This window comes from Proteocatella sp. QWL-06 (genome assembly GCF_058684135.1).
In genome coordinates this window covers 2,166,737-2,185,661 of sequence record NZ_CM178755.1, presented here as the reverse complement: position 1 = coordinate 2,185,661, position 18,925 = coordinate 2,166,737, and the positions used below count along the sequence as shown (strand labels likewise).

General features: G+C 39.3%; 17 protein-coding genes. All 17 read left to right on the top strand.

Annotated features, from left to right (window positions below; translation table 11 throughout):
• The first annotated feature begins 103 nt into the window (after positions 1 to 103).
• The 17 genes from AC4PGZ_RS10510 (at position 104) to AC4PGZ_RS10430 (ending at position 18,921) form a co-directional block, all read left to right on the top strand.
• Entirely contained in the window at positions 104 to 607 is a 504-nt protein-coding gene (locus AC4PGZ_RS10510; RefSeq protein ID WP_492158575.1) for an NADH-quinone oxidoreductase subunit NuoE family protein, read from the top strand.
• Positions 608 to 633: 26 nt separating this feature from the next.
• Entirely contained in the window at positions 634 to 993 is a 360-nt protein-coding gene (locus tag AC4PGZ_RS10505) for a (2Fe-2S) ferredoxin domain-containing protein (RefSeq protein WP_492158574.1), read from the top strand.
• Positions 994 to 1,008: 15 nt separating this feature from the next.
• The gene (nuoF, locus tag AC4PGZ_RS10500) at positions 1,009 to 2,796 is read left to right on the top strand and encodes an NADH-quinone oxidoreductase subunit NuoF (RefSeq protein WP_492158573.1); all 1,788 of its coding nucleotides are present in this window, start codon (positions 1,009 to 1,011) and stop codon (positions 2,794 to 2,796) included.
• Positions 2,797 to 2,821: 25 nt separating this feature from the next.
• Positions 2,822 to 4,561 carry an NADH-dependent [FeFe] hydrogenase, group A6 gene (locus AC4PGZ_RS10495; RefSeq protein ID WP_492158572.1) on the top strand — a complete coding sequence of 580 codons (1,740 nt, stop codon included), beginning with the start codon at positions 2,822 to 2,824 and terminating at the stop codon, positions 4,559 to 4,561.
• Positions 4,494 to 5,864, top strand: a complete 1,371-nt coding sequence (locus tag AC4PGZ_RS10490) for an ATP-binding protein (protein ID WP_492158571.1) — start codon at positions 4,494 to 4,496, stop codon at positions 5,862 to 5,864. The genes AC4PGZ_RS10495 and AC4PGZ_RS10490 overlap by 68 nt, the downstream gene beginning before the upstream one ends.
• Positions 5,854 to 6,537 carry a hypothetical protein gene (locus tag AC4PGZ_RS10485; RefSeq protein ID WP_492158570.1) on the top strand — a complete coding sequence of 228 codons (684 nt, stop codon included), beginning with the start codon at positions 5,854 to 5,856 and terminating at the stop codon, positions 6,535 to 6,537. The genes AC4PGZ_RS10490 and AC4PGZ_RS10485 overlap by 11 nt, the downstream gene beginning before the upstream one ends.
• 75 nt (positions 6,538 to 6,612) lie before the next feature.
• On the top strand, positions 6,613 to 7,182 hold the full coding sequence (locus AC4PGZ_RS10480; RefSeq protein WP_492158569.1) for an N-acetylmuramoyl-L-alanine amidase family protein: 570 nt from the start codon (positions 6,613 to 6,615) through the stop codon (positions 7,180 to 7,182).
• 105 nt (positions 7,183 to 7,287) lie between these two features.
• Entirely contained in the window at positions 7,288 to 8,166 is an 879-nt protein-coding gene (gene rfbA / locus AC4PGZ_RS10475; protein WP_492158568.1) for a glucose-1-phosphate thymidylyltransferase RfbA, read from the top strand.
• A gap of 48 nt (positions 8,167 to 8,214) precedes the next feature.
• Entirely contained in the window at positions 8,215 to 8,763 is a 549-nt protein-coding gene (rfbC, locus tag AC4PGZ_RS10470; protein ID WP_492158567.1) for a dTDP-4-dehydrorhamnose 3,5-epimerase, read from the top strand.
• 30 nt (positions 8,764 to 8,793) lie between these two features.
• Entirely contained in the window at positions 8,794 to 9,813 is a 1,020-nt protein-coding gene (gene rfbB, locus AC4PGZ_RS10465; protein ID WP_492158566.1) for a dTDP-glucose 4,6-dehydratase, read from the top strand.
• A complete protein-coding gene (locus AC4PGZ_RS10460; protein WP_492158565.1) occupies positions 9,767 to 10,738 on the top strand; it encodes a glycosyltransferase in 972 nt (323 codons plus the stop codon). Before rfbB ends, AC4PGZ_RS10460 begins: the two co-directional genes overlap by 47 nt.
• A gap of 1 nt (position 10,739) precedes the next feature.
• The gene (gene rfbD, locus AC4PGZ_RS10455; RefSeq protein WP_492158564.1) at positions 10,740 to 11,585 is read left to right on the top strand and encodes a dTDP-4-dehydrorhamnose reductase; all 846 of its coding nucleotides are present in this window, start codon (positions 10,740 to 10,742) and stop codon (positions 11,583 to 11,585) included.
• Between the two features lie 4 nt (positions 11,586 to 11,589).
• Positions 11,590 to 12,366, top strand: a complete 777-nt coding sequence (locus tag AC4PGZ_RS10450; RefSeq protein ID WP_492158563.1) for an ABC transporter permease — start codon at positions 11,590 to 11,592, stop codon at positions 12,364 to 12,366.
• 9 nt (positions 12,367 to 12,375) lie between these two features.
• Entirely contained in the window at positions 12,376 to 13,098 is a 723-nt protein-coding gene (locus AC4PGZ_RS10445; protein ID WP_492158562.1) for an ABC transporter ATP-binding protein, read from the top strand.
• 18 nt (positions 13,099 to 13,116) lie between these two features.
• Positions 13,117 to 17,220: a glycosyltransferase gene (locus AC4PGZ_RS10440; protein ID WP_492158561.1), complete on the top strand. Its 4,104-nt coding sequence runs from the start codon at positions 13,117 to 13,119 to the stop codon at positions 17,218 to 17,220.
• 3 nt (positions 17,221 to 17,223) lie between these two features.
• Positions 17,224 to 18,252: a GHMP family kinase ATP-binding protein gene (locus AC4PGZ_RS10435; RefSeq protein WP_492158560.1), complete on the top strand. Its 1,029-nt coding sequence runs from the start codon at positions 17,224 to 17,226 to the stop codon at positions 18,250 to 18,252.
• 21 nt (positions 18,253 to 18,273) lie between these two features.
• Complete coding sequence (locus AC4PGZ_RS10430) at positions 18,274 to 18,921, top strand: D-sedoheptulose-7-phosphate isomerase (protein WP_492158559.1); 648 nt, start codon at positions 18,274 to 18,276, stop codon at positions 18,919 to 18,921.
• The last annotated feature ends 4 nt before the right edge of the window (positions 18,922 to 18,925 follow it).

Here is an 18,925-nt window from a genome sequence, read left to right as displayed (position 1 = left end):
TGCCTAAATATTTTTGCAATATTGTAAAGATACAGAAAATATAGTAAAATAAGATAGCAAAACTAAACAAATTAAACTTTGTATAAGCAGGAGGCTACATGTGATGTGCGATTGTAAACCAGGTGTCAAATTTGCAGGCACCATAGAACAGGAACAGAAACTGAAAAGCATAATCGAAGAGCACAGGGAAATGCCGGGAGCCCTTATGCCGGTGCTCCAGAAGGCTCAGGAGATTTACGGCTATCTTCCTATAGAGGTCCAGAAGATGATAGCAAAGGGACTGGGGATGCCGCTCGAAGAAGTGTATGGAGTTGTGACATTTTATTCACAGTTCTCGCTGGCTCCAAAAGGCAAGTACAAGATTTCCGTATGCCTTGGTACGGCGTGCTATGTAAAAGGCTCAGGCGACATCTACGAAAAATTCGCCAAAGAGCTGGGCATAAAAGACGGTGCATGCACAGAGGACGGAATGTTCTCGCTCGAGGCCTGCCGCTGCATAGGCGCATGCGGACTCGCACCGGTAATAACGGTAAACGAAGACGTACACGGAAGGCTTACAGTGCAGGACGTAGAAAAGATAATCGATTCTTACAAGCAGAAAGGCTAAATACCGCGGTATAAGAGGAGGAAAACATGAAAAGCATACAGGAGCTTAATCAGGCAGCAGCAGAAGCAAAAAGGCAGCTGGGAATAAGAGAAGCCGACACATGGAGATACAGGATAAACATAGCAATGGGAGACTGCGGGATCGAAAAAGGGGCAAAGGGCATAGTACATACAGCGATGGAAGAACTCGAAAGGCTTGACCTCCATGACGTAGCGGTAGTACAGACAGACTGCATGGGCATGTGCAACTACGAGCCCACGGCAGAAGTCATAGACTCCGGCGGCAAAAAAACGACATACCTCAATCTCACCCCACAGAAAATGAGAGACATAATAGAAAAGCACATATCCGGCAATCAGCCAGTCACTGAATATACCAAAGCCTAAGAGGAGGAAAACTACATGTACCGTTCACATATACTTGTTTGCGGAGGAACCGGCTGTACCTCGTCAAACAGCGAAAGAATAATACAGCTCCTTGAAGAAGAAATCCAGAGCAGATCCCTTCAGGACGAAGTAAAGGTAATAAAGACAGGCTGCTTCGGACTCTGCGCCCTCGGCCCTATAATGATAGTGTATCCTGAGGGAGCATTCTACTCAAGAGTAGAGCCTGAGGACATAAAGGAAATAGTTTCAGAGCACATCGAAAAAGGAAGAGTCGTAAAGCGCCTCCTCTACCAGGAAACCGTAAAAGACGGCAAGATAGAGCCGCTCACACATACAGACTTCTACAGAAAGCAGAAAAGGGTAGCCCTCAGGAACTGCGGAGTCATAGACCCTGAAAACATAAACGAATACCTTGCTACAGACGGCTACCAGGCGATAGCGAGAGTACTTACAACCATGAGCCCGGATCAGGTCATAGACACGATCAAGGCATCAGGCCTAAGAGGAAGAGGAGGCGGCGGCTTCCCTACAGGGACAAAATGGGCCCTTGCGAGAGCCAATGAAGACGACCAGAAATACGTATGCTGCAACGCCGACGAAGGAGACCCGGGAGCGTTCATGGACAGGAGCATACTTGAGGGAGACCCTCACGTGCTCATCGAGGCCATGGCCATAGCAGGATATGCTATAGGAGCCACAAAGGGCTTCGTATACGTGAGAGCAGAGTACCCGATAGCGGTACACAGGCTCCAGATAGCTATAGACCAGGCCAAGGAGAGAGGCATGCTGGGAACAGACATCCTCGGCACAGGCTTTGAGTTCGATCTTGAGATAAGGCTCGGAGCAGGAGCATTCGTGTGCGGCGAGGAGACTGCCCTCATGACCTCGATAGAAGGAAAAAGAGGAGAGCCACGCCCAAGACCGCCATTCCCTGCGCAGAAGGGACTATTCGGCAAGCCGACAGTATTAAACAACGTGGAGACCTACGCCAACATCCCGAGGATAATAATGAACGGGCCACAGTGGTTCGCAGCCATGGGCACCGAAAAATCAAAGGGCACCAAGGTATTCGCGCTCGGCGGAAAGATAAACCACACAGGACTCGTTGAAGTACCTATGGGCACCACACTAAGAGAGATAGTAGAAGAAATCGGAGGCGGAATCCCGGGCGGCAAGAAATTCAAGGCAGCTCAGACAGGCGGACCGTCAGGCGGCTGCATACCGGCTCACCTCATAGATACCCCGATAGACTATGACAACCTCATAGCCATAGGTTCCATGATGGGCTCAGGCGGACTTATAGTAATGGACGAAGAAAACTGCATGGTAGACATAGCCAAATTCTTCCTCGAGTTCACCGTGGACGAGAGCTGCGGCAAATGCTCCCCTTGCAGGATAGGAACAAAAAGGCTCCTCGAGATCCTCGAGAGGATAACCAAGGGCCAGGGCGAGATGGCAGACATAGACAAGCTTATAGAGCTTAGCAACCACATAAAGCAGAACTCGCTGTGCGGACTCGGACAGACAGCGCCAAACCCTGTGCTTTCAACGCTCAACTATTTCAGGGACGAATATATAGCGCACATAAAGGATAAGACATGTCCATCAAAGGTATGTCGAAGCCTTCTCAGCTACTACATCCTCGAAGACAAGTGCGTAGGCTGCACCGCATGCGCGAGAGTATGCCCGGCAGATGCTATCACAGGCGAAGTAAAGAAGGTCCACAGGATAGATCTCGAAAAATGCATCAAGTGCGGAGCCTGCATGGAGAAATGCAAATTCGGCGCCATAATAAAAAAATAGTCCACTGAATGTCAAGGAGGAAAAGATGAGTACCGTAAACGTTAAGATAAACAACATATCATATCAGTTTCCCAAAGGACTGACCATACTGCAGGCCTGCAACCAGATCAACATAGAGGTCCCAACCCTCTGCTATCTCAAGGAGATAAACGAGATAGGCGCCTGCAGGATATGCGTAGTAGAAGTAAAGGGAGCAAGAAACCTCGTAGCATCATGCGTGCATCCGCTCTCAGAAGGAATGGAGATACTCACGCATTCAGAAAGAGTCCTAACCGCGAGAAAGCTAACCTTAGAGCTCATACTCTCGACTCATGACCGCAGCTGCCTCTCATGCATCAGGAGCGACAACTGCGAGCTTCAGAAGCTCTGTCATGACTTCAAGGTAGACGATGAGGCCAAATTTGACGGCCACAACCAGGTATACAAGACTGACGACTCAGCCATCCACATGTACAGAGACGACAACAAGTGCATCCTGTGCAGAAGATGCGTCGCGGCCTGCAGCAAGCTCCAGAGCGTAGGCGTAATCGGCGTGAACGACAGGGGCTTCAAGACCCATGTAGGCTGCGCATTCGAAGAAGATCTGGGCAAGACCGACTGCGTATCCTGCGGCCAGTGCATAGTGGTCTGTCCTACAGGAGCAATAGCCGAAAAAGACGACACCGACAAGGTTTGGGCAGCCCTCGCAGACCCGAGCAAGCACGTAATAGTGGCAACGGCTCCATCGATCAGGGTAACCCTTGGAGAGGCATTTGGAATGCCAGTGGGCACCAACGTCAAGGGCAAGATGGTAACCGCCCTCAAGCACCTTGGATTCGCAGGAGTGTACGACACGGATATAGCCGCAGACCTTACCATAATAGAAGAATCGCAGGAGCTCATCAGCAGGATACAAAACGGAGGCCCACTTCCGCTCATAACCTCATGTTCACCGGGCTGGATCAAGTTCTGCGAGCACAACTTCCATGACTTCATACCAAACCTCTCAAGCTGCAAGTCACCGCAGCAGATGTTCGGAGCAGTCGTAAAGACCTGGTACGCCGAGAAGAACAACCTCGATCCGCACGATATAGTGGTGGTATCTGTAATGCCTTGCACCGCAAAGAAATTCGAGGCAAGAAGAGATAACCAGTCCGCAGCCGGAGTTTATGACATAGACATAGCTATCACGACGAGAGAGCTCGCAAGGATGATAAAGAGAGCTGGAATCCAGTTCAAAAACCTCGCAGACAGCAACTTCGATGATCCACTTGGAGTATCCACAGGCGCAGGCGCTATATTTGGAGCTACAGGAGGCGTTATGGAAGCAGCCCTTCGTACCGCAGTCGAAAAGCTCACAGGACAGGAGCTTACGAACCTTGACTTCACAGAGGTCAGGGGAACAAAGGAAATCAAGGAAGCTACCTACAAGGTGGGCGACCTCGAGGTAAACGTAGCAGTAACGAGCGGCCTTGCAAACGCAAGACATCTTCTCGACGAGATAAGAGCAGGCAGAAAGAACTACCACTTCATAGAGATCATGGGATGCCCTGGAGGCTGCATCAACGGCGGAGGACAGCCGGTACAGCCTGCATCGGTGAGAAACTTCGTGGACCTCAAGACCGAGAGAGCAAAGGCCCTCTACGAAGAGGACAAAAACCTTCCACTCAGAAAATCTCATGAGAGCCCGGTAATAAAGACCCTCTACGAAGAATATTTTGGAGAGCCAGGCAGTCACAAGGCCCACAAGGTGCTCCATACAACATACAAGGAAAGGGAGTATTAAGATTATAATACGAATCCGAAAGATAGGACTGAAAGACTTCAAGAATGTCGAAAACGGCACCATCAGCCTTCCCTGCGCAGACAGGGAGCTCGATGAGGACATGGAGTCTGAAATAATAGGAATATACGGACAGAACGGATCCGGAAAAACCGCTGTGGTTGAGGCTATGCACATGCTAAGGCTCATCCTCAGCGGGAATCCGCTTCCCGAAAACTCAGGAGACTACATCCACCAGGCGGCAGAAAGCGCAGAGCTGAGCTTTGAATTCGACGTACAGCTCCATCAGGAAACCTGCGCAGTCTATTATCAGGCCCAGCTTGAGAGATACGGCTCCAGCAGCGCAAACATCTCAAAGGAAAAGCTCTCATATAAGATTCTCCCATCGAAGAAGGAGACCATAATAGAGTTCGACGCTCAGGAAAAGGGCTATGCCTTCAGGCCGCTCAAGAATCTCAAGCGGCTCAACCACAAGAGCCCCGAGAACAACGTGGACCTTCTTGTCTCCAAAAAGATGTCCCAGAAAAACAGGACCTCCTTCATATTCAGTGATGACACCTATGAGATCCTGAGGAATGCATACGACTTTGCTGACTACAGGGATATAATATTCGGCCTCAGGCATTATGCGCACTCAAAGCTGTTCATAATACAGCACGGCAATGGATATCAGGACTCCCCGCTTGCACTCAGAGAACCTTCAGTAGTGCCTGCAGAGCTGTATGAGTCCATGAAAAAGGCAGCAGAGCAGATAAACATCGTGCTCAGCGCGATAATCCCCGGCCTTGAGACGGACATAAAAAATTACGGCAGCCAGCTCGGCGCAGACGGCAGCAGGGGAATAAGGGTAGAGACAGTATCAAGGAAGCAGGGCCTCGAGATCCCTATGAGATATGAATCAGACGGCATAAAGAAGATAATATCCATACTCAGCTCCATGATAAAGATGTACAACGACCCGTCGGTGTGCCTCGTAGTGGATGAGCTCGATTCAGGGATATTCGAATATCTTCTGGGAGAGCTGCTTGAGATACTCGCAGAAAATGCGAGAGGCCAGCTCATTTTCACGTCCCACAACCTCAGGCCGCTCGAAAAGCTCAGCACGGACTCGCTCATATTCACCACCACCAATCCCAAAAACAGGTACTACAGATTCTCAGGAAAAAACGGCAGAGAAAGCCTGAGAGGAAGATACTACAGATGCATAAGCCTCGGAGGTCAGAGAGAAAATCTCTACGAGCAGACAGACCACTTTGAGATCAGCCGGGCCTTCAGGACAGCCGGGAGGATGACAGATGAAAGCTAAAAAAGCAGTCATATTCATAGTAGAAGGAATAACAGATAAGATATCCCTGGGCTCCATAACGAGCAGGCTCTCAAGAGACAGGGATATCCGTTTTTATATAATGAACGGAGACGTAACGAGTGACGGCGCCACCAACAGAAAAAACGCCGTAGACAAGATGACCTCGAGGATAAACCGCTACTGCAGGGACAACTTCCTCAAACGCTCGGACGTAGAACGGATAGTCCATCTCGTAGATGCAGACGGAGCATATATCGAGGACAAGTATATAGAAAGAGCCAAGGCAGGCGGCCTGAGATACACGACCAAGCATATCTATGCCAAGAGCGTAAAATATGTAGCGGAGCGAAACGAAAAAAAGCGTGAGATCATGGACGTCCTTTCCGCATGCCCTTCGATACTCGGAATCAGCTACAGAGTGTACTACTTCTCCTGCAACCTCGAGCACGTCCTCCACAAAGAAATAAGCATGCAGGACCGAAGAAAAAAGCATAAGGCCGAAGAGTTCGCAGACAGGTTCTACAAGAGAGAAGAGGACTTCTTAGATTTCATAAACGACCCCGAATTCGCAGTGCCCGGGAGCTATAACCAGACCTGGGAGTTCATAAGGCAGGAACGCAATTCCCTGAACAGGTACAGCAACTTCCACCTCTTTTTCGAAAGAAATAATTAACACCTTTAAGGATATTTCTTCCATATGTATATGTGTACGCAGAAAATCTGCAATATATACAGAAGGGAGAATTATATGAAGGTATTCATTGGAGTAGGACATGGAGGCACAGATCCTGGAGCGGTAGCAAATGGCTTCATGGAAAAGGATCTGAATCTTGACATGGCTATAATGCTTAAATCAGAGCTTGAAAAATACGGAGTAACCGTAGTGATTTCAAGGACGTCAGATATAAGCCGCAGCGCTGCTCACAGGATAAGAATGGCAAACAGTTCAGGGGCAGACATAGCGATAGATCTTCACGTAAACGCAGGTGCCGGAAGAGGCTTTGAGGCATATGTGCCGCTCTACAGAGACGCAGCTCAATCAAGAAATCTCGCAGGACGAATTGAAGAAGAGATAAAAGGTATAGGCCATATCAGCAGAGGAATAAAGACCCGAAAGAATGAGTTTGGATATGACCATTACGGATTTCTCAGGAGCATAACCTGCCCGAGAGTAATACTCGAATGTGCATTCATAGATTCAGTAGATATAAACAAAATAAATACCCCTCAGAAACGCATGGTTATAGTAAAGGCATACGCAAGGGGAATAATAAAGTATACGGCTAGCCTCAGGAATAATATTCCTGAGGTTTTTTGATGAGCTTATAGACAGGCAATGTCCCATAAAAGGTTTGTATTTAAACTGTGTCTATGTTAAAATTAATATTGGTATTACATATTAAAAACAAGGAGAGATATCCACATGAAGGGAATAATTTTAGCAGGAGGAAGTGGAACAAGGCTTTATCCACTTACTATGGTAGTATCAAAACAGCTTTTACCGGTATATGACAAACCGATGATATATTATCCGCTTTCAACACTCATGCTTGCAGGCATAAAGGACATACTTATAATATCTACGCCTCAGGACATACCAAATTTCGAGAAACTTCTCGGAGATGGTTCAAGATATGGAATAAATCTTTCATACGCAGTGCAGCCATCACCGGATGGACTGGCACAGGCATTCATAATAGGGGAAGAGTTCGTTGGAGATAATCAGTGTGCCATGATACTTGGAGATAACATATTCCATGGAAACGGGCTTACTCAGCAATTGAAAAAAGCAGTAGAAAACAAAGGAAGAGCGACTGTATTCGGATATTATGTAAACGATCCGGAGAGATTTGGTGTAGTGGAATTCGACAAAGATGGAAAAGCAGTATCACTTGAAGAAAAGCCACAGAACCCTAAATCCAACTATGCAGTGACAGGTCTTTATTTTTATGACAGCAAAGTATGTGAATATGCAAAAAATCTCAAACCATCTGCAAGAGGAGAGCTTGAGATAACAGATCTCAACAGAATATATCTTGAAAACGACAGGCTTGACGTAATTACACTTGGAAGAGGATATGGCTGGCTGGACACAGGTACAGTAGACAGTCTCACAGAAGCTGCAGAATATGTAAAAGTAGTGGAAACAAGACAGGGACTCAAGATTGCCTGCCTCGAAGAAATTTCGTACAGAAACGGATGGATAGACAGAGATACACTTCTTAAGAGTGCAGAAGATTATGGCAAGAGCGTATATGGACAATATCTTAAGCAGGTAGCAGGTGGAAATATCCTGTATTAAATATATGATTTGCGAGTAACATAACATAAAAATAAGGCAGGAAATATAATGAATCTTATAAAGACAAAGCTGGAAGGCGTTTATATATTAGAGCCAAGAGTATTCGGAGATGAAAGAGGATGGTTCATGGAGACCTACTCAAAAATCAAGACTCCGGAGATTGCTGCCTGTGATTTTGTGCAGGACAATCATTCATACTCAAAGGAAAAAGGCATACTCAGAGGTATACATTTTCAAAACGGGGAGCATGCACAGGCAAAGCTCGTAAGATGCATAAGAGGAGCGGTGCTTGACGTTGCAGTGGACCTTAGAAAAGGCTCGCCGACATACATGCAGTGGGAGGCCGTAGAGCTTTCGGCAGAAAACAAGAAACAGCTTTTTATCCCGAGAGGCTTCGGACACGGATTTCTTACGCTCACAGAAGATGTAGAGTTTGTGTACAAAACTGACAATTATTACAACTATGAAAGTGACAGGAGCATAATCTGGAATGATCCTGACATTGGAGTTGACTGGGGAACAGAAAATCCTGTTCTCTCGGAAAAGGACAGCAGCGCTCCAAGGCTCAGAGACAGTGACTGCAGCTTCAGATATTAAGAAAATACCCGATAATAAGGAGAATCATATATGAAAATATTAGTTACAGGTGGGGCAGGGTTCATAGGGGCAAACTTTGTGTACTTCATGCTCGATAAATACAGCAGCTACGACATACTTTGCGTAGATGCGCTTACTTATGCAGGAAATCTAGAAACACTCGAAAATGCAATGAAAAATGACAGATTCAAATTCATAAAGGCTGATATCGCAGACCGGGAGGCGATATATGAGATATTTGAGCAGGAAAAACCTGATATCGTAGTAAACTTTGCTGCAGAAAGCCATGTAGACAGATCCATAGAAAATCCGTCCATATTCCTTCAGACGAATATCATGGGAACTCAGGTTCTTCTCGATGCATGCCGAAAATATGGTATACAGAGATTCCACCAGGTATCAACGGATGAGGTATATGGAGATCTTCCGCTTGACAGGCCTGACCTGTTTTTCACGGAGGAAACGCCTATCAATACATCGAGCCCATACTCAGCATCCAAGGCTTCGGCAGACCTTCTGGTACAGGCATATCACAGAACATTCAAGGTACCGGTGACTATATCAAGATGCTCAAACAACTATGGTCCATATCATTTCCCGGAAAAGCTGATACCACTTATGATAGCAAATGCACTGAACGACAAATCACTTCCAGTATATGGAAAAGGTGAGAATGTAAGGGACTGGCTTTATGTCGAAGACCATTGTTCAGCAATAGACCTTATAATCCATAATGGAAGAGTCGGAGAAGTATATAATATAGGCGGACATAACGAAAAGACAAATCTTGAAGTTGTAAAGACTATAATACACGAGCTTGGAAAATCAGAAGACCTTATAACATACGTTACAGATAGAGCAGGCCATGACATGCGTTATGCGATAGATCCTACAAAGATACACAACGAAATTGGATGGCTGCCAGAAACTAAATTTGACGAAGGTATAAAGAAAACCATAAAATGGTACCTCGATAACAGAAGTTGGTGGGAGAACATAATAAATGGAGAATACCAGGGATATTACGAAAGAATGTATGCAGGAAGATAAAGTTCCTCTTGTATCTATCGTATTAGCATTATATAACCCGAATTTAAAATGGCTTGAAGAGCAATTGATATCAATCAACAGGCAGACCTACGCAAATATAGAGCTTCTTGTTATGGATGATTGCTCTGATTCTATTTCTACTGAAGAAATAAAAAAATTAATTTACAGATGTATAAACAGACTTGAATTCAAGTTTTCTACAAAAGAAGTAAATGAGGGTTCAAATAAGACGTTTGAGCGATTGACTGAATTGGCAAATGGAGAATATATCGCATATTGTGATCAGGATGACATTTGGGATGATATAAAAATTGAAAAATTGATAAATATAATCAAACACGAAAATAGCATACTGGCATACAGCGATATGCGAATAATAGATACGCAGTCGAAAGTATATTCAAAAAGTCTTAAAGAAATAAGACCGAGATTGGAATATTTAAGAGGAGGGAATGTCTTAAACAGGCTGATTTATGCAAACTGTATAGCGGGCTGCTCTATGATTGTAAAAGCTGAAATAGCAAAAAAAGCAATTCCGTTTCATGAAAAAACGGTGTGTGATCATTGGATTGCGATATTTGCAGCAAGTGAAGGAAACATTTCATTTATTGGTGAACAACTTGTTAGTTACAGACAACATGGAAAAAATCAAACTGGGATTTTGGATGGGGTAAGTGATAAAAAAACATACTATGATAATAGGATTAATGTGGCAGTCAGCAGGATAGAACAGCTTAAAAGCAAAATAGATTTACCTGTTTCTGTTTTGCAGTTTGCTGATTCAAGAAAAAACAAAGAGATAATAGGAATATTAAAGAACAGGAATTTGAGTAAAAAAGATGCTTATTTTGATATAGCTATTATGGTATTACCGGAATTTGTGATTAAAATAATAATAGATATTATTAAATGGAAAAGGGACTAAGATGAAAATATTGGTAACCGGTGCAAACGGACAGTTAGGTTATGATGTATGTAAAGTTCTTCAAGAAAGAAACATAGACTATATAGGAACCACAAGAAAAGATTTAGATTTTACTGATTATGAGATGACAAAAGCATTTATTGAGAAAATGAAACCTGATGCTATTATCCACTGTGGAGCGTATACGGCAGTAGACAAAGCAGAGGACGAAGAGTCAGAATGCTATAAAGTAAATGTAAATGGAACTGAAAATATTGCGAACATATGTAAGCAAAGTGATATAAAGTTAATGTATATATCAACCGATTATGTATTTTCAGGAACCGGAGACAAAGCATTTGAAATTGATGATGAAACATCGCCATTAGGTGTTTACGGATTATCAAAATTACAGGGCGAAAATAAGGTTAAAGAACTTTTAGATAGATATTTTATTGTGAGAATTTCGTGGGTATTTGGAATAAATGGAAATAATTTTGTTAAAACTATGCTTAGACTTGGGAAAGAAAAATCTGAGATAAATGTTGTATCCGATCAGATAGGTAGTCCAACGTATACAGCTGACTTGGCGTATCTTTTATGTGATATGATATTGACTGACAAGTATGGTACATATCACGCAACAAACGAAGGTTATTGTTCATGGGCGGAATTTGCAGAAGAAATTTTCAAAATAGCAGGTTATAGCACAAAGGTAAATCATATAACTACTGAAGATTATCCAACAAAAGCAAAAAGGCCTAAGAATTCCAGAATGAGCAAAAAAAGTTTGTTAGATAATGGATTTAATCTAATGTCAAATTGGAAAGATGCATTAACAGAGTATTTTATAGAATTGGAGATGTGATTTAGTGATAAATAGTATTAGAACCGTAAAAAAATATAGTTTTTTATTATCACAATTGGTGGGTAGAGATTTCAAAACAAAATATAAAAGAAGTGTATTAGGTGTTCTTTGGAGTTTGTTGAATCCATTGCTCACTATGTTTGTCCAATATATTGTGTTTAGTGAATTATTCAGGTGGGATATTGATAACTATGCAGTATATTTATTGGTAGGTTCTGTAATGTTCAATTTTTTTGCTGAATCTACTAATCAAGCATTAATATCTATAACTGGAAATGCCAGCTTGATTACAAAGGTGTATGTCCCTAAATATATTTTTCCAGTATCAAAAATTCTTTCGAGTTGTATAAATCTTGGTTTTGCAATGATCGTATTATTTTTAATAGTATTTACACAAGGGTTGAAGCCGAATGTTTATTATTTTTTAATACCGTATGCGGTGATGTGTATGGTCATGTTTGCAACGGGTGTAGGGCTTGTGCTTTCTTCTATGATGGTCTATTTTAGAGACACGCAATTTTTATATGGTGTTGTATTAACACTGTGGACATATCTAACTCCGCTATTTTATCCAGAAAGCATAATTCCAGATAAGTTCATGATAATTATGCAATGTAATCCTATGTATCACTTTATAAGATATGTAAGAAACATACTTATAGATGGGAGCTTGCCGACAATGAAGGCACATTTGATTTGTGGAGTATTTGCGTGCGTTCCATTAATTATTGGAATACAAGTATTCAAAAAGGCTCAAAAAAACTTTATTTTGAATATTTAGGAGATAACAATGATAGAATTGAGAAATGTGACAATGGACTTTAAAGTTCAAAAAGAGAATATAAAAAGCATAAAAGAATACCTGGTAAATATAATAAAAGGCAAAGTCACTTATGAAAGATTCAGAGCAGTAAACGATATAAGTATTTATATAAAGCCTGGTGAAGTATGTGGGATAATAGGGAGAAATGGAGCTGGAAAAAGTACTTTGCTTAAACTTATAGCCGGAGTATTAAATCCAACAGAGGGCCAGGTAACGGTAAAAGGAACTATTGCTCCAATGCTAGAACTCGGGGCAGGTTTCGACCATGACTTAACTGCAAGAGAAAACGTCTTTCTAAATGGAGCAATACTAGGATACAGTAAATTGTTTTTAGAAGAAAAATATGACGATATAGTTGCATTTTCTGAACTTCATGAATTTATGGATCAACCGATAAGAACATTTTCATCAGGAATGATGATGAGATTAGCTTTTTCAATTGCAACTATAGTAGATCCAGAAATCCTGATAGTAGATGAAATACTTTCAGTTGGGGACTCTCATTTTGCAAAAAAAAGTGGAGAAAGAATGAAGCAATTGATGTCTAGTGGAACAACTGTAATTATGGTTTCTCATATACTTTCTCAGATTGAAGAATTATGTGATAGAGTTGTTTGGTTGGACAAAGGGAAAGTTTTAATGGATGGAAAAGCGGCGGACGTATGTAGAAGATATAGAGAAAACATATAAAAAGATGGAGGAAAAAAATTGATTATTAAGAGCCAAAATGGTCAAAAAGTATATTCTGATGGAACCGAAACTGAACAGAGAATGTATGAAATTGCTAAAAATTTCCCAGAAGATTTGTCGCAAGATTATATTTCAAAAAATTATGATTATACTACTAACAATACCTTTTCTGGAGTTAGGCATAATATTTTAAATTGGTATGATTTTAAAGAAGGTGCAAATGTTCTTGAAGTTGGTGCTGGAATGGGATCAATTACAGGAATGCTATGTGACAAATGCAATCATGTAACTGCGGTAGAGATGAATGAAGTTAGAGCAAATATAATAAGGACCAGGTTTCCAAATAGGAAGAATCTTACAGTTGTCACGGATAATATAAATAACTTTGATGATGAACAAAGGTTCGACTATGTTGTTTTCGTAGGAGTTCTAGAGTATGCAGGGGTTTTCTCAAATGCAAATGATCCTTATGTAGAATTTTTATGTACAGTAGAAAAATTGCTAAAAGACGATGGAATACTTTTGTTTGCAATTGAAAATAGATTTGGATTGAGGTATTGGTGTGGAGCTTCAGAAGATCATTTGCAATTACCATTTGTAGGGATAAATGGATATGTTAAAGATGGAACACCAAAAACATTTTCGAAATTTGATTTAGAATGCATATTGGATAAAGCTGGATTATCAGAACATAGATTTTATAACGTATTACCAGACTATAAATTTCCGAATGTTTTGTTTACTGATGAATGGAAACTAAATTATACAGATGTCGAAAAAATACCATTTACTTATGGTAAGAACAGTATTCTTACTGTAAATGAAAAAAAACTGTACAGGGATATTATAGATAATGATGTTTCGGGTTTTTTTGCAAACTCTTTCTTAGTTGAAGCTACGAAGACAAAATTGCCTCAAAAACATAAGATCTTTATAACGGGAAGAGGCGAGTGTAAAAAGGAGTTTAAGATTGTAACAACTATAGACAGCGATGGGACCGTAACAAAGATACCTGCAAATAAATACTCAGAGGAACATTTAAACAATACGCTAAAAAATGAAATCGAACTATCAAAGAATGGCGTTGAGATATTGGAAAGTAAATTGATTAATGGTAAATTAGTTTTGGATTTTTTCAAGGGGACTAGAGCCGATATTGTATTTGAAGACTATTTGTTTGAAAATGATCTGAAAAATGTATTTAAGCTAATTGATTTGCTGAAAATCAATTTATTAAAAAGTTCGGAAATATCTAAAGAAAAAATTACGATTATCGATGATATCAATTTTGGTCATGATAATCAAGATTATGGAATAATTCTGAAAAAAGGTTTCATGGATATGACTTTTTACAATTCTTTTTATCAAAACCATAGATTAATATTTTTTGATCAGGAATGGAGTTTTGATAATATACCTTTAAATTTCATATTATATTATGCAACAAAAACAGCCTATTTTAGAAGTAAGTCAAAAACAAAAATAAGTTTTGAATCAATATTAGCCTATATTGGTGTCTCAGAAGAAAAAGAAGTGTATGATAAATTAGAAGAGCATATTTGGTCGAAGGTAATGTATAGACAAGGTGATTTTTATGGCGAAGGTGGTTATTGTCGTCAATTTGATAAAGAGATGACTTTAGAAGATAAACTGATTGAACTTGATTCCCACAAAAAGTTAAAAGAAGAATTGAATAATAAAGAAGGTCATATAAATCAGTTGATTGAAAGCGAAAGAGAATTAAAAGAAGAATTAAGTAATAAAGAAGGTCATATAAATCGGTTGATTGAAAGCGAAAGAGAATTAAAACAAGAATTAAGTAATAAAGAAGGTCATATAAATCAATTATTAGAAAAAGATAGAGAACTGGAAAGAATAAAAGAGTCTCGTAGTTGGCGATATATGGGGAAAATATGGAAAATAAGAGATTTTTTTATACCTAAAGAGAGTAAATTAAGACTGTTTGTAAAGATTTTAGTTAAATTTATAAAGCATCCAATAAAATTTATGAAAAAGGCATCTCCAAAGAAGATCAAGAAATTCTTTTATCTTTTAAAAAAAGATGGTATTACAAGTGTATCAAATAGAATAGATGATGCATTAATTGGTACAAAAATTAATAAAATAAAAATGGATATTTCTAAAGTTGAAGAGAAATCAAAAAAAACATTTGAGGATTATTCCAGAATAGAGATTTCAAATTATAGAAATCCGAAAGTTTCTATTGTGATACCGGTATATAATGAATTTGAGCATACGTACAATTGCATAAAATCAATTTCAAAGCACAGCGAAGAAGTAGAGTATGAGATTATAATAGCAAATGATTGTTCAACAGATTTAACGATGAGAATAAACGAAATAGTTACTGGGATAAGTGTAATAAGTAATGAAGAAAATCTTGGATTTTTGAAAAACTGCAACAACGCAGCAAAACATGCCAAGGGAAAATATATCCTTTTTTTAAACAATGATACTCAAGTTCAAGAAAATTGGCTTATTCCGCTTATAAACTTAATTGAAAGTGATTCTAAAATAGGAATGGTGGGTTCAAAACTCATATACCCAGATGGAAGATTGCAAGAGGCTGGAGGAATATACTGGAAAGATGGAAGCGCATGGAATTATGGGAATAGAAGTAATCCAGATGAACCGGAATATAATTATGTAAAGGAAGTAGATTATATTTCTGGAGCTGCAATGATGTTGTTAAAAGACTTGTGGGAAGAAGTTGAGGGGTTTGACGAGCGATTTGTGCCTGCATATTGTGAAGATAGTGATTTAGCATTTGCGGTTAGATCAAAAGGCTATAAAGTAATGTACCAACCGCTGTCAGTAGTAGTTCACTTTGAAGGAGTTTCGAATGGTACAGATGTTTCAAGTGGAGTAAAATCTTATCAAATAGTAAATCAAAAGAAATTGTATGAAAAATGGAAGCATGTGCTCGAAAAAGAACATTTTGAAAATGGACAACATGTATTCCAAGCTAGAGATAGAACTCGAAATAAAAAAACAATTCTTGTGATTGATCATTATGTTCCTCACTATGATAAGGATGCAGGGAGTAGAACGGTTTATCAGTATTTAAAACTATTCGTATCTATGGGCTTCAATGTTAAATTCATTGGGGATAATTTTTTTAAGCATGAACCGTACACATCTGAATTACAACAGATGGGAATTGAAGTTTTGTATGGGAATTACTATGAAAACAACTGGAAAAATTGGATTAAAAGTAATGCAGAATATATAGACTTTGTGTTTTTAAATAGACCACATATTTCTGTAAAATATATTGATTATATCAAATCGAATACAGATGCCAAGATAATTTACTATGGACATGATTTACATTTTCTCAGAGAGATGAGAGAGTATGAACTTACAGGAAATAGGGATCTGATAAAAACATCTGAATATTGGAAAAATAAAGAATTGTCACTCATGAGAAAGTCTGATGTGGTATATTATCCGTCGATTGTAGAAGAAAATGAAATAAAGACAATTGATAATAATATTAATGTAAAATCAATACCAGCATATATATTTGATGATGTGGATGAAATACTTTATAATATTGCGGATAGGAACGATATTATGTTTATAGGGGGTTTTAATCACAAGCCAAATGTTGATGCAGTTATATGGCTCGCAGAGGAGATTTATCCCATTGTTTCATCTTATGGTTTAGGTATTAAATTTTATATTATAGGATCAAACCCGCCAGATGAAATAAAAAAATATGCAAATGAAAATTTTATAATCAAAGGCTTTATAGATGACGATGAACTAGAAAAATATTATAATACATCTAGATTATCAATAGTTCCATTAAGATACGGTGCGGGAATAAAAGGGAAAGTTGTTGAGGCAATGAAACATGGCATCCCAGTAATAACAACGCGAGTTGGATCTGAAGGAATAATTGAATCTGAAGAGTTTTTATGTATTGCAGAATCCGCAGTAGACTTTGCAGATAAAATAATATATTTGTATAATAATGAAGTTAAGTTAAGTGATATGAGCATAAAATCTAAGGACTATGTAAGCAAAATATTTAATGTAAAAAATGTGTTAAATATAATTGGAGAAGATTTTGATTTTAAAAAATCAGAGGTGTAATATATGATAGTTAGATCTAAAGCCCCACTAAGACTGGGATTAGCAGGAGGAGGTACCGATGTATCTCCTTACTGCGATGAATATGGAGGGGTCGTTTTAAATGCAACTATTGATATGTATGCATATTGTACAATAGAACCAAATGAAAATGGAAAAATAGAATTTTATGCATCGGATAGAAACGAAAAATTCGAATGTGAAATTGTAAAAGAAATACCACTTGAAGGAGATCTTTTATTACACAAGGGTGTGTACAACAAAATAGTTAAGGAATTTTTGAACGGAAAACCTCTTTCATTTAAAATGACAACTTATTCAGATGCGCCGGCGGGAAGTGGATTAGGATCTTCATCTACAATGGTGGTAGCAATAATTAAAGCATACATGGAGTGGTTAAATCTTCCGATGGGAGAATATGACATAGCTCATCTCGCATATGAGATTGAGAGACAAGATATTGGGCTCTCTGGAGGGAAACAAGATCAATATGCAGCAACATTTGGCGGTTTTAATTTTATTGAATTTTTTTCAGGGGATAGAGTTATTGTTAATCCACTTAGAATAAAAAATTGGATTAAAAATGAGCTTGAAAGTTCTTTGATTTTATACTATACAGGAACATCTAGAGACAGTGCAAAAATAATTGATGAACAAGTTAAAAATACAAAAAATAAAAATGAGAAATCGATTGATGCAATGCATGAATTAAAATCTTCGGCATATAAAATGAAAGAAAGTATTCTAAAGGCGGATTTCGAAGGTTTTGCAAATCAAATGAAATATGGATGGGAATCAAAAAAGAAAATGGCTTCTGTAATTTCAAATTTTGAAATTGACAAGATATATGAATTTATTATGGAAAATGGTGGAAAAGCAGCTAAAATAAGTGGTGCCGGTGGGGGTGGATTTATGATGATAATCTGCGATCCTGTAAAAAAATTTGAACTTGTAGAAAAGCTTAAGCAAAAGGATGGTAATGTTATCTTAACTAGTTTCACGGAAAATGGGACTCAAGCATGGACTATATATTAGCTTAGAATGGAGAATTAAATAATGAAAGAACAAACAAAAGCGAAAATAGAAGATCTCGTTGATAGATACCCAGCACTGAACTTAGTATATAAAGATGTTTTAGAATCTCTGAATATAATTATCGAATGCTATAAATCGGGTGGAAAACTTCTTGTTTGCGGCAATGGAGGAAGTGCAGCTGATGCACAACATATAGTAGGAGAATTGATGAAATCATTTATACTCCCAAGAAAAATATCGTCAGATTTAGAAATTCAGATGAATAATATTGCGGGAGAGGATTGTAGATATTTAATGGATAATTTGCAGGGTGCTTTACCTGCAATATCATTACAGGGTGAGCTTGCGCTTTCAAGCGCGTACGCTAATGATGTTGCGCCAGACCTTTCATTTGCACAACAGATATTTGGACTAGGGAATAAGAACGATGTTTTACTCGCTATATCAACATCTGGACACTCGAAAAACATAATCTATGCATGTAAAGTTGCAAAGTTAAAGGGCATGAAGATAGTAAGTCTAACCGGAATTACAGGCGGAAAATTGAAATTACAAAGTGATGTTACCATATGTGCTCCTGCAAATGAGACTTATAAAATTCAGGAGTATCATTTGCCTATATATCATACGATCTGCTTGGCATTAGAAGAAGAATTTTTTGGAGAATAATAAA

Excerpts from the sequence above, each read along its gene's own strand:
- AC4PGZ_RS10510 (WP_492158575.1), top strand. The coding sequence starts at position 104 with ATGTGCGATTGTAAACCAGGTGTCAAATTTGCAGGCACCATAGAACAG.
- AC4PGZ_RS10435 (WP_492158560.1), top strand. The coding sequence starts at position 17,224 with ATGATAGTTAGATCTAAAGCCCCACTAAGACTGGGATTAGCAGGAGGA.
- AC4PGZ_RS10495 (WP_492158572.1), top strand. The coding sequence starts at position 2,822 with ATGAGTACCGTAAACGTTAAGATAAACAACATATCATATCAGTTTCCC.
- AC4PGZ_RS10505 (WP_492158574.1), top strand. The coding sequence starts at position 634 with ATGAAAAGCATACAGGAGCTTAATCAGGCAGCAGCAGAAGCAAAAAGG.
- AC4PGZ_RS10485 (WP_492158570.1), top strand. The coding sequence starts at position 5,854 with ATGAAAGCTAAAAAAGCAGTCATATTCATAGTAGAAGGAATAACAGAT.
- rfbB (WP_492158566.1), top strand. The coding sequence starts at position 8,794 with ATGAAAATATTAGTTACAGGTGGGGCAGGGTTCATAGGGGCAAACTTT.
- AC4PGZ_RS10430 (WP_492158559.1), top strand. The coding sequence starts at position 18,274 with ATGAAAGAACAAACAAAAGCGAAAATAGAAGATCTCGTTGATAGATAC.
- rfbA (WP_492158568.1), top strand. The coding sequence starts at position 7,288 with ATGAAGGGAATAATTTTAGCAGGAGGAAGTGGAACAAGGCTTTATCCA.
- AC4PGZ_RS10480 (WP_492158569.1), top strand. The coding sequence starts at position 6,613 with ATGAAGGTATTCATTGGAGTAGGACATGGAGGCACAGATCCTGGAGCG.
- nuoF (WP_492158573.1), top strand. The coding sequence starts at position 1,009 with ATGTACCGTTCACATATACTTGTTTGCGGAGGAACCGGCTGTACCTCG.
- rfbD (WP_492158564.1), top strand. The coding sequence starts at position 10,740 with ATGAAAATATTGGTAACCGGTGCAAACGGACAGTTAGGTTATGATGTA.
- AC4PGZ_RS10445 (WP_492158562.1), top strand. The coding sequence starts at position 12,376 with ATGATAGAATTGAGAAATGTGACAATGGACTTTAAAGTTCAAAAAGAG.
- rfbC (WP_492158567.1), top strand. The coding sequence starts at position 8,215 with ATGAATCTTATAAAGACAAAGCTGGAAGGCGTTTATATATTAGAGCCA.
- AC4PGZ_RS10460 (WP_492158565.1), top strand. The coding sequence starts at position 9,767 with ATGGAGAATACCAGGGATATTACGAAAGAATGTATGCAGGAAGATAAA.